13 protein-coding genes are annotated in these 12755 nt (G+C 67.9%); 8 read left to right on the top strand and 5 right to left on the bottom strand.

All coding sequences use genetic code 11. The features are described from left to right. The first annotated feature begins 280 nt into the window (after positions 1 to 280). The 3 genes from BAMB_RS21430 (at position 281) to BAMB_RS21420 (ending at position 3646) form a co-directional block, all read left to right on the top strand. Positions 281 to 1570: an NAD(P)/FAD-dependent oxidoreductase gene (locus tag BAMB_RS21430; protein WP_041491673.1), complete on the top strand. Its 1290-nt coding sequence runs from the start codon at positions 281 to 283 to the stop codon at positions 1568 to 1570. A 25-nt stretch (positions 1571 to 1595) separates the two neighbouring features. Beyond that, a complete protein-coding gene (locus BAMB_RS21425) occupies positions 1596 to 2153 on the top strand; it encodes a helix-turn-helix domain-containing protein (protein WP_011659265.1) in 558 nt (185 codons plus the stop codon). A gap of 146 nt (positions 2154 to 2299) precedes the next feature. Then, entirely contained in the window at positions 2300 to 3646 is a 1347-nt protein-coding gene (locus BAMB_RS21420) for a glutamine synthetase family protein (protein ID WP_011659264.1), read from the top strand. A gap of 347 nt (positions 3647 to 3993) precedes the next feature. On the opposite strand, the gene BAMB_RS21415 is transcribed toward BAMB_RS21420, so the two are convergent. The 5 genes from BAMB_RS21415 to BAMB_RS21395 all read right to left on the bottom strand — a co-directional run bounded on the left by BAMB_RS21415 (position 3994) and on the right by BAMB_RS21395 (position 9079). Then, positions 3994 to 4518 (bottom strand): GNAT family N-acetyltransferase, encoded by a 525-nt coding sequence (locus BAMB_RS21415; RefSeq protein WP_011659263.1) that lies wholly within the window; start codon positions 4516 to 4518, stop codon positions 3994 to 3996. Between the two features lie 78 nt (positions 4519 to 4596). Continuing rightward, positions 4597 to 4986, bottom strand: coding sequence for a lysozyme inhibitor LprI family protein (locus BAMB_RS21410; RefSeq protein WP_011659262.1), 390 nt, complete (start codon positions 4984 to 4986; stop codon positions 4597 to 4599). Between the two features lie 49 nt (positions 4987 to 5035). Further along, positions 5036 to 5797 carry an N-acetylmuramoyl-L-alanine amidase family protein gene (locus BAMB_RS21405; RefSeq protein ID WP_011659261.1) on the bottom strand — a complete coding sequence of 254 codons (762 nt, stop codon included), beginning with the start codon at positions 5795 to 5797 and terminating at the stop codon, positions 5036 to 5038. Positions 5798 to 5945: 148 nt separating this feature from the next. After that, a complete protein-coding gene (locus BAMB_RS21400) occupies positions 5946 to 7565 on the bottom strand; it encodes an FAD-dependent oxidoreductase (RefSeq protein WP_011659260.1) in 1620 nt (539 codons plus the stop codon). Then, positions 7565 to 9079 carry a polyamine aminopropyltransferase gene (locus tag BAMB_RS21395; RefSeq protein WP_011659259.1) on the bottom strand — a complete coding sequence of 505 codons (1515 nt, stop codon included), beginning with the start codon at positions 9077 to 9079 and terminating at the stop codon, positions 7565 to 7567. The genes BAMB_RS21400 and BAMB_RS21395 overlap by 1 nt, the downstream gene beginning before the upstream one ends. 136 nt (positions 9080 to 9215) lie before the next feature. Here BAMB_RS21395 and BAMB_RS21390 point away from each other — a divergent pair, with 136 nt between their 5' ends. Genes BAMB_RS21390 through speD form a run of 5 tightly spaced genes read left to right on the top strand, consistent with a single transcriptional unit; the run spans position 9216 to position 12749 of the window. Further along, positions 9216 to 9602: a DUF350 domain-containing protein gene (locus tag BAMB_RS21390; RefSeq protein ID WP_011659258.1), complete on the top strand. Its 387-nt coding sequence runs from the start codon at positions 9216 to 9218 to the stop codon at positions 9600 to 9602. Positions 9603 to 9628: 26 nt separating this feature from the next. After that, positions 9629 to 10699 carry an SPFH domain-containing protein gene (locus BAMB_RS21385; RefSeq protein WP_011659257.1) on the top strand — a complete coding sequence of 357 codons (1071 nt, stop codon included), beginning with the start codon at positions 9629 to 9631 and terminating at the stop codon, positions 10697 to 10699. A gap of 9 nt (positions 10700 to 10708) precedes the next feature. After that, entirely contained in the window at positions 10709 to 12229 is a 1521-nt protein-coding gene (locus tag BAMB_RS21380; protein ID WP_011659256.1) for a DUF4178 domain-containing protein, read from the top strand. Further along, positions 12229 to 12375, top strand: coding sequence for a hypothetical protein (locus tag BAMB_RS35455; protein WP_164714756.1), 147 nt, complete (start codon positions 12229 to 12231; stop codon positions 12373 to 12375). Before BAMB_RS21380 ends, BAMB_RS35455 begins: the two co-directional genes overlap by 1 nt. Further along, positions 12372 to 12749 (top strand): adenosylmethionine decarboxylase, encoded by a 378-nt coding sequence (gene speD, locus BAMB_RS21375; protein WP_011659255.1) that lies wholly within the window; start codon positions 12372 to 12374, stop codon positions 12747 to 12749. Before BAMB_RS35455 ends, speD begins: the two co-directional genes overlap by 4 nt. Positions 12750 to 12755 lie beyond the last annotated feature (6 nt).

Here is a 12755-nt window from a genome sequence, read left to right as displayed (position 1 = left end):
CGCAATGGGGAAGGGAAGGTAACGTGGATGACATCGGTTTCTTCCATTGCTTGATGGCTCAATTGGGGGCGAGATAGAAGCTTGATTGGAGTGGGGGATCCGTCGTGCGCAAGGCTTTACACAATTAACACTGACGCCGGAAAGTCTGTAGTAACTATAGGAACTTTAGTTCGTCGGGCTGTATTGCCAGTTCGCCCCCCGCCCAATCCCCCTTGCCTCCGTGAAATTGCCGTGCTAATTTTTCATGAAATTAACCGGCGAAAATTTCACGGAAGCCCGCATGTTCGTGCAGTCCGACCGTCACGTCGCAAGCTACTACGCCGGCACCTACCCGGCGCCGATCCCGCTGCGTCCCGAACTGGACGAACGCATCGACGCCGACGTGCTGGTCGTCGGCGCGGGCTTCAGCGGGCTGCACACGGCGTTGCGCCTGGCGCTCGCGGGCAAGCGCGTGGTCGTGCTCGAAGCGAGCCGCGTCGCGTGGGCCGCATCGGGCCGCAACGGCGGTCAGGCGTTGCTCGGCTGGTCGTGCGACATGCAGCCGCTCGAGGATTCGCTCGGCCGCGACGGCGCGCGCCTGCTGTGGGACAGCATGCGCTGGGCCGCTGCCGAAGTGCGCGAACTGCCCGCGCGTCACGGCTTCGATATCGACTACCGGCCCGGCAGCCTGTGGGCCGCGGTGCGCCCGCGACGCGTCGAGATGCTCGCGCAGGCGCGAGACGAAGCGGCGCAGCGCTGGGGCTATGACCGGCTGCGCGTGATCGGGCAGGACGAGATGCGCGAGTGGATCGGCAGCGCGCGCTATCTCGCCGCGCTCTACGATCCCGAGGCCGGCCATCTGAATCCGCTGAAGCTCGCGCTCGGTCTCGCGCAGACGATCGAACGGGCCGGCGGCCGCATCTTCGAGCAAAGCCGCGTGCTCGATTGTCGCGAGACGGCCGGCGGCCACGTCGCCCGCACCGCGCACGGCGAAGTGCGCGCGGACGTGCTGGTGCTCGCATGCAACGCGTACGTCGACCGGCTCGATCCGGAACTGTCGCGCCGGCTGCTGCCGGTCGGCACCTATCAGGTCGCGACCGCGCCGCTCGCGCCGGACGTCGCACGCTCGCTGCTGCCGCGGAACAGTTGCGTGATCGACAACCAGTTCGTGCCCGATTACTTCCGCCTGAGCCCCGACCACCGCCTGCTGTTCGGCGGCGGCTGCACGTATCTCGGCGGCATACCTGCCGACATCGCGGCGGCGACACGCCCGCACCTCGAACGCGTGTTTCCGCAACTGAGCGGCGTGCCGCTCGACTACGCGTGGGGCGGCCACATCGACATCAGCATGCGACGCACGCCGGACATCGGCCGCTGCGGCCAGCGCTTCTGGCTGCAGGGCTTCTCGGGACACGGCGTGCTGCCGACACTCGCCGGTGCCCGCGCGGTCGCCGATGCGGTGCTCGGCGACGATCGCCTGCTCGCGCAGTACCAGCGCATCCGCAACCCGCGCTTCCCCGGCGGCGACCGCCTCGCCGCGCCGCTGGAAGCGCTCGGCAAGGTTTGGTACCGTCTGCGCGATACCGTCTGACACCGTCTGACGCACGGAATCCAACATGAACGAACAGGAAGAGATAGAAAGTCTGGCGATCCTGATCCGCGACCTGCGCAAGCATCGCAAGGTCACGCTCAACGATCTCGCGGAACGGATCGGCCGCTCGGTCGGCTTTCTGTCGCAGGTCGAGCGCGGGCTGTCGCGCCCGACGGTGGCCGATCTCACCGCGATCGGCGAGGCGCTCGGCGTGCCGACCACGTACTTCTATAGCCTGAGCAAGCCGCGCAGCGTGCCGTGGGTCACGCGGCCCGACGAGCGGCGCACCGTGTATTACGCGGCCGGCATCACGGACATCCTCGTGTCGCCGAACATGCGTTCGCGCTTCTCGATCCTCGAGAGCCATCTCGCACCCGGCGCGAACAGCGGCGAGCGCTCCGTCGACGACAGCGACGAGCAGGGCGGCTTCGTGCTCGAAGGCGAGCTGACGATCTGGATCGACGGTGACGACACGCCCGTCACGCTGGGCCCGAACGACGCGTTCCAGTTGCCCGCGCACCAGCGGTTTCGTTACGCGAACCTGGGCGACACGCTCACGCGCGTGATCTGGGTGTTCACCTGAGTCATTGGCGCGTCGGCCTGACGGGCCGTCACGCCGTGCCAGCGGTTTGCAGTACTGATCGACATCGGGCATGTGAGTGCCGCATGCCGATGGGTCCGGTTCGCCGCGATGCGGCACCGCCATACAAGACATGGAAAGGATGAGACATGGCTGACGTCGTTCCCGTGCTGGTCGATGAAGTCCGCGCATTCCGGCAGGCGCATCCCGAGATCCGTTATGTCGACCTGATCTGTCTCGACCTGCCGGGCCACTTCTACGGCAAGCGCTATCCGATCGATGCGCTGGAGAAGGTCGCGTCCGGTGCGCTGCTGAAGCTGCCGCAGAACTGCGTGCTGCTCGGCACACAGGGCGGCCTCTACAAGATCGGCGATTACTGCTTCAACGACGGCGACCCCGACGCGCCGCGCCGTCTGATCCCCGGCACGCTGAAGCCGGTGCGCTGGGAGCGGCAGCCGCTCGCGCAGATGCTGATCAGTTCCGACGGTACCGATGCGCCGATCGAGTTCGAGCCGCGCGAGGTGCTCGCGCGCGTGCTGCGGCGGTTCGCGGCGCGCGGGGTCCGGCCGGTCGTCGCGTTCGAACTCGAGTTCTATCTGTTTGCCGCGCAGCTCGCGGACGGGATGCCGCAGTATCCGCGCGACCGCCTGAGCGACGACCGCGACGATCAGCCGAACATGCATATCGAACGGCTGTCGCGGTTTTCCGACGTGCTGCACGAGATGGTCGAGGCGGCGCGCGAGCAAGGTGTCGACGCGACGGTGATCACGGCCGAGCTCGGGCCCGGCCAGTTCGAGATCAACTTCGGCCATACCGACGACGCGTTGCGCGCGGCCGACTGGTCGGCGCTGTTCTGCCGCAGCACGCGCGGCGTCGCGTTGCAGCACGGCTATCGCGCGAGCTTCATGGGCAAGCCGTACCTGCATGCGCCGGGCAGCGGGATGCATGTGCACGTGAGCCTGTACGACGATGCGGGTCGCAACCTGCTCGCCGCGGACGGGCAGCGGCCGCTGCTGCACGCGGTGGCGGGCTGCCTCGCGCTGCTGCCGCACTGCATGCCGGTGTTCGCGCCGAATCACAATGCGTTTCGCCGCTACGGATCGATGGTGAACGCGGCGAGCCGTGCAAGCTGGGGCTTCGAGGATCGCGACGCGTGCATCAGGATTCCGGATTCGGATGCGCGCAATCTGCGCATCGAGCATCGGCTCGCGAGCGCGGACGCGAATCCGTACCTCGTGCTCGCGGCGATCCTGGCCGGGATGGAGCACGGGCTCGATGCGCGGCTCGAGCCGATCGCGCCGCTCAACGACGATCGCGGCAGCGGGATCGATTTTCCGAAGGAGATGCTGTCGGCCGTCGCGGCGATGCAGGATCATGCGGCCGTGCGCGACGGGCTCGGCAGCGAGTTCGTGATGGTGTATTGCGAGAACAAGCGGCAGGAGGAACTGGATTTTCGCAACGAGATCGGTGCGCGGGAATATCGGTGGTTTCTGTGAGCGCATGACGCGTGACCCCGCAGCGGGGTCACGCGCGATCGGCATGGCATGCGTCGTCGCGATCGAATGCGCTCAATACTCGGACAGCGGGATCCAGCGATCGCCGTCTTTCACGTCGATGGCCGGCGTCGCGACCGGCGTCATGATCAGCAGTGCGGTCGGGCGTACCGACTGTCTTCACCACGATATGCGTATTGCATGATGTGCCTCCGGTTCGATATCGATCGGTCTGGATGTGTCCGCGATGGGAGTGGACACGAGCACGATATCGGCGTCGAACGCGGGGGGAAATGGACCGAAAGTCTGCGGGGCGTTACGGGGAGGGCGGCACGGGATGAATGGCCCGGCTACGGTAGCGCACGCCAATAGCGGACCTCTTCGATCGGCATGCCGTCGATCTCGAACGTCTTGACGTCGCGCTCGGCGACGAAGCCCTCGCGTTCGTAGAACGCCTTCGCGCGACGATTTTCGACCAGCACCCACAGCGACACCCATTCGTGGCCGGCGTCATGCAGCGATCGGCATGCGTGAGCGATCAGCGCGGCGCCGATTCCCTGTCCGCAATGCGACGGATGCAGGTAGATCGCTTCGATCTCGCCCCAGGTCGCGTCCTTGTCGGCGTCGCGTGTCGGGCCATAGGCGATCCAGCCCGATGGCGTGTCTTGCGTGAAGGCGAGTGCGACACGCGGCCGCCCCGCATCGAGCGCATTGCGCCACGCGGCGGTGCGCTGTTCGATGGACAGCGCCGCGAGGAATGACGCAGGCATGATGCCCGGGTACGTCGCTTGCCACGATGCGACGTGGATGTCGGCGATGATCGGCGCGTCGGCGGACGTGGCGGCGCGGATGTCGATCGTCGTATTCGATGCCATGCGTACTCCGCAACGAATATGGCGCGAAAGCGGGTGCCGCGCCGCGAAGCGATTCACGGCACGACACCCGCGCAGCGCTTACTCCCCGAGCTTCGCCGTCACGCACCCGGTGCTCGAGCATTCGCGCTCGCGTTCGCGCAGGAACGACAGGCGCGATTGCGTCGCGTCGATCGCGCACTGGAGGTTCACGAGGTAGCCGTCGTCGCGCGTTTCGCTGCAGCGGTCGTCGCGCTGCTTCATCCACGCGAGCTGGCTCGTCTTGAGCTTCGCCTGCTGGTCGCCGCTCAGGTGCTTGCGCACGCGGCCGTACTGATCGTTCAGTTCGCGGTCGAGCTGCGAGAACTCGTTGCTGCTGCAGTACACCTGATCAAACGCGCTGCGCGGTTTCCCGCACCCGGCCGCCTGCGCGGCAAACGGAACGGCAAGCCCGAGCAGCGCAAAGGATGCAAGCAGATTCTTTTTCTTCATGGTGGGGCTCCTCTGGGTGAAAACCGTTGAAATCGACCGGCGCCAGCCTCTACCTTGCCGCCGTACACGCATCGATCCCGCCCGCGATCGCGGTGGCGAGACGCTGGATCGTCTCGCGCTGCGCGAGACGCTTTTCCTCGTCGGGATTGACGATCACGCCGGCCTCGACCAGCACGGCCGGAATCGGTGCGGTGCGCAGCACGACGAGATCGTCGAAGCGATGGATGCCGAGTTGCGGATCGATCAGCGGGCGGTTCTCGCCCTTGATCGGCTGCGCGTGATACAGCGACGGCCGTTCGCCGGCCGCGATCAGCCGCTCGGCGATCGACTTCGCGCAACGCAGGCTTTCCGCATAGTGCGGATTGCGTTCCGACACGAACACGGCGAAACCGCGGAATTCGCGTTGCCGCCCCGCGTCGATGAACTGCTGCTGCATCGAATCGTGATGGATCGACACGAACAGGTTCGCGTCGGGCGCCTGCGTCGAACGCTGGTCGAGCGTGATCTCGCGGCCGTCGGCCGACGTACGCAGCACGCGGTCGCCGTGCGTGGCGAGCTTCTCGGCGACGGCGGTGGACAGATCGAGGTTGTACCGGTATTCGACGCGGCCGCTCGCGCCGGTTGCACCCGGGCGGGCCGGCGTATGGCCGGTGTCGACGACGATGTAGCGGCCGGACGCGGGCTGCGCGTCCGGGCTGGCGGCATCGGCCGCATGCAGCGCCGGCGGCGCGGCCAGCAGCGGGGCGCACGCGAGCAGGCGCGCGGCGGCGCGAGCGAACGGGCGAAGGCGTCGAACGGTTCGGTGTGTCATTGTTGTTGTCGAGGAGGGGATGCGGCGCGGCGAATGGCCCGGCACCGTCGGCCTGCTCAATGCAGTCGGAATGTCGCGCGATTATAGCGGTTGCGGGCGGCGCCGCAATGACGGAATGCGCGCCGCCGCGTGCGCCGGCAGCCGGCGCTCAGGCGAGCACGCGCCGGGCCGCGAGTACGCCCCAGTACGACGCTTCCTCGAACAGCGACAGCCCGGACAGATCCGCATGCGCGAACACGACGGGGCCGTCGGCCTCGCGCAGCGCGAGCAGCCCCGGCCGGCTCAGGAAGCCGACGTCGGGTGTCGCCATTGCATGACCGCGCACGGTGATCTCGAGCGCGCTCGCATGCTTCCACAGCTCGCGTCCGTACACGGCCTGCAGGTCGATCGCCGCCTGCTCGCGCAACGCGTCGGGCTGCGCCTGCGCGAGCCAGCGGCGCGTGTCGTCCGGCGTGCGCGTGCTCAGCGCCTGGTAAGCGGAGAACACCGAGCGCGTCGGCGGCGACATCCGGATCAGCTGGTGCGTCGACACGACATAGCCGAGCCCCGCGCCGTCGTAGACGACGTTGTCCCACGCGAGCGGCACGCCGGCCTCCTCGGCCGGCATCCCGTCGAGCAGGAAGTTGGACACGAGCCACGGCGCGCGCGGCGGCAGGTCGCGCGCGGGATCGAAGCCGTACGCGTGAAGCTGCGAAAACACGCGCGCCGCGACGAACAGCGGCATCGCGCTGACGACGCGTCGCGCCTTCAGCGTGAAGGTCGACAGCGTACCGTCGTCGGCGACGCGAGCACACAGCACGTCGACGCCGCCCGCGCGTTCGGTCGCGCGAACGGCGAAGCCGTCCCGCGACCACGCATTCGAACCGGTGCGCGCGGTGATCGAATCGCTCAGCTTCGTCACCATCGTATGCAGCCCGTCGGGCCAGGTCAGCACCGCGCCGTCGCTCGCATTGCGCGCATGGCCGCCGCGTGCCGAGAAATAGTGGAGCCCGGCCCACGCCGACACATGCTCGTAGCCCGCGCCGTAGTCGTCGCGGCAGCAGTAGTTCAGGTACCAGTGCAGCGCGCTCGCGGTGTAACCCTCGTCGAGCAGCCACTGCTTGAACGAGCGCCGGTCGAGCGCACGCCAGCGCGCGTCGCGTGACGATTCCGCGATCGGGATGCAGAACACCTTGCGGCCATCCGCGCCACGCGCGGTGCGCAGGCCGTCCGTGTACGCGAAAAAGCGCGTTTGCTGTGCGAGCGCGTCGGCGTCGAGGCCGGTCGCCGGCACGATGCCGTCCTGCCACTCGCCGCGGATGAACAGCCGTTCGTCGGGCGCGTGCACGAGCACGCGTTCGTCGTACACGGGTTGCGCGGAGAACGGCGCCGACTCGATCACGCCGAGATCGGCGAGCATGTCGCGCAGATGCGTAGATTCGAGCGAAGGCAGCGGCAGGTAGTGCGCGCCTTTCGGATAGCCGAGCTCGCCGAAGCGGCCGCCGGCCGCATTGCCGCCGAATTCGGGGCCCGCGAGCACGACGAAGCGCGTGTGACCGGCGCGCGCGAGCTGCCACGCGCACGACAGGCCGGCCGCGCCGGCGCCGAGAATCGCGACGTCGGTCTCGATCGTGCCGGACGGCGGCGGCAGCGCCGCGTGGTCGCGCAGCGCGTGGCCTTCGCGCATGCCGGGGTAGGCGATGCGCGGCGTCGTCTCGATCCAGCCGGTGCGACCGCATGCGGCGAGCGACGCGGCGGCGGACGCGACGAGGAAAGTGCGGCGATCCATCAGCGCAGCACGTGCTTCCAGTCGTCGTCGAAGCGGCGCACGAGCGGCTGGTCGTTGAGTTCGTTCGGCGACATCGGCCGCGCCGGCATGTCGGCCGGGAAGTGGAACATCTCGACGGCCGTCTGCGCGTCGAGCCAGCGCGTCGGCACCGAATAGTGCGTCGGCACGGTGAAGTCGCGGCGCTTGCCGGCGATCACGAAACCCCAGTCGCCGAACGACGGCACGTAGCAGTGGTACGGCCACGTGTTGAGTCCGGCTTCGTGCAGCGTCGCGACGATCGTCCAGTACGCGTGCGGCGCGAAATACGGCGACGTCGACTGGATCACCGTATAGCCGTTCTCCGACAGGTGGCGCGCGAGCAGCCGGAACACCGGCACCGAATACAGCCGGCCGAGCCCGAAGTTGGTCGGGTCGGGGAAGTCGACGACGATCGCGTCGTACACGTCGGCGCTCGATTCGAGCCAGCGCACCGCGTCGGCGTTGATCACCTGCACGCGCGGGTCCTTCAGCGAACCCTGGTTCAGCTTCACGAGCGGCACGGAGGTGGAGAACAGCTTCGTCATCGCCGGATCGAGATCGACGAGCGTGATCTGTTCGAGGTTGCGGTGCTTGAGCAGTTCGCGCACCGCGAGGCCGTCACCGCCGCCGAGCACGAGCACGCGCTTCGCCCACGGCAGCGCTTCGATCGTCGGATGGATCAGCGCCTCGTGATAGCGATGCTCGTCGCGCGACGAGAACTGCAGGTTGCCGTTCAGGTACAGCCGCATGTCGTCGTGCCACTGCGTGAGCACGATGCGCTGATAGGGTGTGGTTTCCGAATAGACCGTCTCGTCGCCGTACACGCCGTGTTCGGCCCAGTGCGTGATGCGCTCCGACAGCGCGAAGCCGGCGACGAGCAGCCCGATCACGAGCGACGCGCGCATCAGCTTGCCGCGCACGTTGCGGATCTCGTCGCGGAACAGGTGCGTCGTCCACAGCGCGACGAACGCGTTGAGCAGCCCGAACAGGAAGCTCGTGCGCAACAGGCCGAGACGCGGCGCGAGCACGAGCGGGAAGATCAGCGACACGGCGAGCGAGCCGAGATAGTCGAAGGTCAGCACCTCGCTGACGGTATGGCGGAACGCCTGGCGGCGCTGCTGGAACGCACGCATCACGAGCGGGATCTCCATCCCGATCAGCAGGCCGAGCGCGAGCACGAGCGCGTAGAGCGCCGCGCGAAACGGCGCGGCCAGCCAGCCGAACACCGCGAACAGCAGCGCGGCCGACACGCCGCCGAGCAGGCCCACGAGCAGCTCGATGTCGACGAAGCGGTCGAGCACGTCGTCGTCCTCGACGAACTTCGCGAGCCACGAGCCGATCCCCATCGCGAACAGGTAGCAGCCGATCACCGACGAGAACTGCAGGATCGAATCGCCGAGCAGGTAGCTCGCCAGCGCGCTGCTGATCAGTTCGTAGCCGAGCCCGCACGACGCGAGCACGAGGATCGACAGGACGAGCGCGCGCTTATGCAGCATGGCGCGTCCGTTGTGCAGTGTTCGTCAATGTGGATATACTGGCGCGGCTATCCGTGGGGCGGCCGGGCGCGGGGCGGCGCTCCATGGGCCGACCGGAGAGGGGGCGGCGAAGCGAGCACAAAATCCGAGGAAAAGAATGAATAGTGCCTATCTTTATGCGGTCCATTTACTGTCGGCGTTCGTGCTGCTTTTTGTGTTCGCGGCAGTGTACCTGAAGGTCACCCCGTTCGACGAACTGGCACTGATCCGCGACGGCAACCCGGCCGCGACGCTGTCGTTCGGCGGCGCGCTGATCGGTTTCTGCCTGACGCTCGCCTCCAGCATCGCGCACAATTCGACACTCGGCGAAGTCGTGCTGTGGGCCATCGGCGCGATGGCCGTGCAGCTCGTCACCTACGCGGTGCTGACCCGCCTGATTTCCGGTATGAACCATGCGATCGAGGATCGCAACGTCGCGATGGGCGGCCTGATGGGCACCGCGTCGCTCGTCGTCGGCATCATCAATGCCGCCTGCCTGACCTGACGCGCCACGCGTTCGAGGAGACCGACATGAGTCTGGGTTCGTTTATCCGCAAGCAGTTCATCGACGTCCTGCAATGGACGGAAGACACCGACGGCGTGCTGGCCTGGCGCTATCCGATGGAAGACCAGGAGATCCAGTACGGCGGCCAGCTGACCGTGCGCGAAACGCAGGTCGCGATCTTCGTCAACGAAGGCAAGGTCGCCGACGTGTTCCAGCCCGGGCTGTACAAGCTGGAAACGCGCACGCTGCCGGTGCTCACGTACCTGAAGAACTGGGACAAGTTCTTTCAGTCTCCTTTCAAGTCGGACGTCTACTTCTTCAGCACGCGGCTGCAGCTCGGCCGGCGCTGGGGCACCGCGCAGCCGGTGACGATCCGCGATCGCGAATTCGGCTTCGTGCAGCTGCGCGCGTTCGGCATCTACTCGTACCGGATCGTCGATGCGGCCGCGTTCCACCGCGAGGTGAGCGGCACGCGCGCGCAGTACACGGTCGACGATCTCGAACAGCAGCTGCGCAACCTGGTCGTCACCGCGATGAGCACGACGTTCGGCTCGGCCGACGTGCCGTTCGTCGACATGGCCGCGAACCAGACGCTGCTGTCGCAACGCGTCGCCGAGGCGCTGGTGCCGGTGTTCACGCGCTACGGCCTCGCGCTCGATGCATTCGCGGTCGAAAGCGTGTCGCTGCCGGCCGAGCTGCAGAAGGCGCTCGACCTGCGGATTGGCGCGGGGATGGCCGGCGATCTCGGCCGCGCGACGCAATACCAGACCGCGCAGGCGATCCCGCTGGCCGCGCAGAACCCGGGCGGCATCGCGGGAGTCGGCGCGGGGCTCGCGGCCGGCGCGGTGATCGGCCAGGCGATGGCCGGCCAGATCGCGGGCGCCGCGCACGCGGCGCAAGCGGCGCCGCCCGCGCCCGTCGCGGCACCGGTTGCGGCTGCGCAGCCGGCCGCCCCGACCGCACCGGCGGCATCGACCGAAGGGACCGACTACGTGCAGCGTCTCGAGCAATTGAAGGCCCTGCTCGACAAGGGTCTCGTGACCGAAGAAGACTATTCGCGCGCGAAGGCGGAAATCCTCGCGAAGCTCACCCGGTAAGCGTCACGCATGTTCAGTACTTCGTGCCCCCAGTGCGGCGCGCCGGTCGAGTTTCGCTCGGCGGCGGCGGTAATGGCCGTCTGCGCGTTCTGTCGCAGCACGCTGCTCAAGCGCGGCGCTGACGTCGAACGCATCGGCGAGCTCGCCACGGTGCTCGACGACGCGTCGCCGATCCAGATCGGCACGGCCGGACGCTACGGCAAGCGCGCGTTCACCGTGCTCGGCCGCATCCAGATGACCTACGACGCCGGCACGTGGAGCGAGTGGTACGTCGTGTTCGACGACGGCGCGTTCGGCTGGCTGTCGGATGCGTCGGGCCAGTACGCGATCACGGTGCGCGAGCCCGACGATGCGTCCGGCGGCGCGTGGCCGGCGTTCGGCACGCTCGAACCCGGCATGCGGATCGATCACGGCGGCCGCGCGTATCTCGTGTCCGACGTGCGCACCGCACGCTGTACGGGCGGCGACGGCGAGTTGCCGTTCCGCGTCGATGCGGGCTGGGAGGCGCGCGTCGTCGACCTGCGCACCGGCAACGCGTTCGCGACCTACGACTATTCCGACGCCGATGCGAACGGCGGGCGCCCCGCCGTCTATACGGGCGAGGCACTGGAGTTCGACGCGCTCGCGTTCACCGGGCTGCGCGATATCGAAACCGATACGCGCGAGAAACGCGGCGCGGCGATGGTGCCGTTCGCGTGCCCGAGCTGCGGCGCGCCGCTGTCGTATGCGCCGAACCTCGCCGACTACGTCGTGTGCGGCAGCTGCCACGCGGGCGTGCAATGCACGGCCGAGCAGCAGACCGTCTTCGCCGCGCAGCGCAGGCTCGATGCGGTGAAGGGCGCACTGGAGCTCGGTGCGACCGGCACGTTCGACGGCGTGAAGTACACGGTGATCGGCATGATGCGTTGCCGCGTGCCGGGCGACGACGAGACGTGGGACGAGTACTTGCTGCTGAACCCGAAGCGCGGCTTCCTGTGGCTCGTGCAGAGCGAAGGGCGCTGGGAGCGCGTGCAGGTGCTCGATCACTGGCCGACGATCGGCGGCGAGTCCGACGTGACCGACGACGGCAAGACCTATCGACTGCGCGACACGTACGACTCGGAAGTCGTGTACGTGGTCGGCGCGTTCAATTGGCGCGTACAGGTCGGCGACCGCACGTCGATCGCCGACTACGGCTGGCAGAAGGACAAGCTCACGCGCGAGCGCAGCGCCGCCGAGATCGTGTGGTCGCGCGCGCGCCCGCTGTCGGCCAGCGCGCTGGCCGAACGCTTCGCCACGCCGGCGCTCAAGACGACGGCCGTTGTGCCCGCAACGGGTTCGGCCGGGAAGTCGACGGGCCTCTTCGATGAAAAGTACCCGCACAGCTTCGCGCCGCTGCCGTTCGTGTTCAGCGCGTTGCTCGTGATCTTCAACATCGGCTCGCTGTTCTCGTTCAGCGGCCGCTCCGTCTTCGTGCTGGTCGGCCTGCTCGTGCTGTGGCTGCCTGAATGGCTGTGGAAAGGCTTCGCATCGGATGGGGGCAACACCTGATGCGTCACATCCTCTATGGACTCTACGGGCTGATCGTCGTCACGTTGTTCAGCTGCACGTCGCTGGGCGGCGTGAGTTCGGTCGGCAGCGGGTGGGGCAGTTCGTCGGCGCGCAGCGGCTACTCGTCGTACGGGTCGCACAAATGACGGCGCGCGAGTGTATCGCCCCGCCGCGCGCGACGCTCGGTTCGCACGTGCTGGCCGATCTCGCCGGCATCGACGCGGCGCTGTTGCGCGATGCCGTGCGGCTCGAAGCGATTCTCGCGGACGCCGCGCAGCGCGCCGGCGCGCGCGTGATCGGCGCGCATTTCCATCATTTCGGCGGCGAGCACGGCGTGACGGGTGTCGTGCTGCTCGCGGAGTCGCACATCACGATTCATACGTGGCCCGAGCATGGCTTCGCAGCCGTCGACGCATTCATGTGCGGTGCGGCGCGCGCGGCCGATGCGGTCGACGCGATTGCCGCCGCGCTCGGCACGCACGCGCAGGTCCGGCAGCAGGTCGCACGCGGCGTCGCGTGAGCGGCG

Source organism: Burkholderia ambifaria AMMD (assembly GCF_000203915.1).
Taxonomy (GTDB): Bacteria; Pseudomonadota; Gammaproteobacteria; order Burkholderiales; family Burkholderiaceae; genus Burkholderia; species Burkholderia ambifaria.
The sequence above is the reverse complement of the archived record's forward strand: the minus strand, read 5'-3'. Positions and strand labels throughout refer to the sequence as shown.

Coding starts and splice junctions, on each gene's coding strand:
- BAMB_RS21390 (WP_011659258.1), top strand. CDS start 9,216: ATGAATAGTGCCTATCTTTATGCGGTCCATTTACTGTCGGCGTTCGTG.
- BAMB_RS21410 (WP_011659262.1), bottom strand. CDS start 4,986: ATGAAGAAAAAGAATCTGCTTGCATCCTTTGCGCTGCTCGGGCTTGCC.
- BAMB_RS35455 (WP_164714756.1), top strand. CDS start 12,229: ATGCGTCACATCCTCTATGGACTCTACGGGCTGATCGTCGTCACGTTG.
- BAMB_RS21405 (WP_011659261.1), bottom strand. CDS start 5,797: ATGACACACCGAACCGTTCGACGCCTTCGCCCGTTCGCTCGCGCCGCC.
- speD (WP_011659255.1), top strand. CDS start 12,372: ATGACGGCGCGCGAGTGTATCGCCCCGCCGCGCGCGACGCTCGGTTCG.
- BAMB_RS21415 (WP_011659263.1), bottom strand. CDS start 4,518: ATGGCATCGAATACGACGATCGACATCCGCGCCGCCACGTCCGCCGAC.
- BAMB_RS21425 (WP_011659265.1), top strand. CDS start 1,596: ATGAACGAACAGGAAGAGATAGAAAGTCTGGCGATCCTGATCCGCGAC.
- BAMB_RS21420 (WP_011659264.1), top strand. CDS start 2,300: ATGGCTGACGTCGTTCCCGTGCTGGTCGATGAAGTCCGCGCATTCCGG.
- BAMB_RS21385 (WP_011659257.1), top strand. CDS start 9,629: ATGAGTCTGGGTTCGTTTATCCGCAAGCAGTTCATCGACGTCCTGCAA.
- BAMB_RS21400 (WP_011659260.1), bottom strand. CDS start 7,565: ATGGATCGCCGCACTTTCCTCGTCGCGTCCGCCGCCGCGTCGCTCGCC.
- BAMB_RS21430 (WP_041491673.1), top strand. CDS start 281: ATGTTCGTGCAGTCCGACCGTCACGTCGCAAGCTACTACGCCGGCACC.
- BAMB_RS21395 (WP_011659259.1), bottom strand. CDS start 9,079: ATGCTGCATAAGCGCGCGCTCGTCCTGTCGATCCTCGTGCTCGCGTCG.
- BAMB_RS21380 (WP_011659256.1), top strand. CDS start 10,709: ATGTTCAGTACTTCGTGCCCCCAGTGCGGCGCGCCGGTCGAGTTTCGC.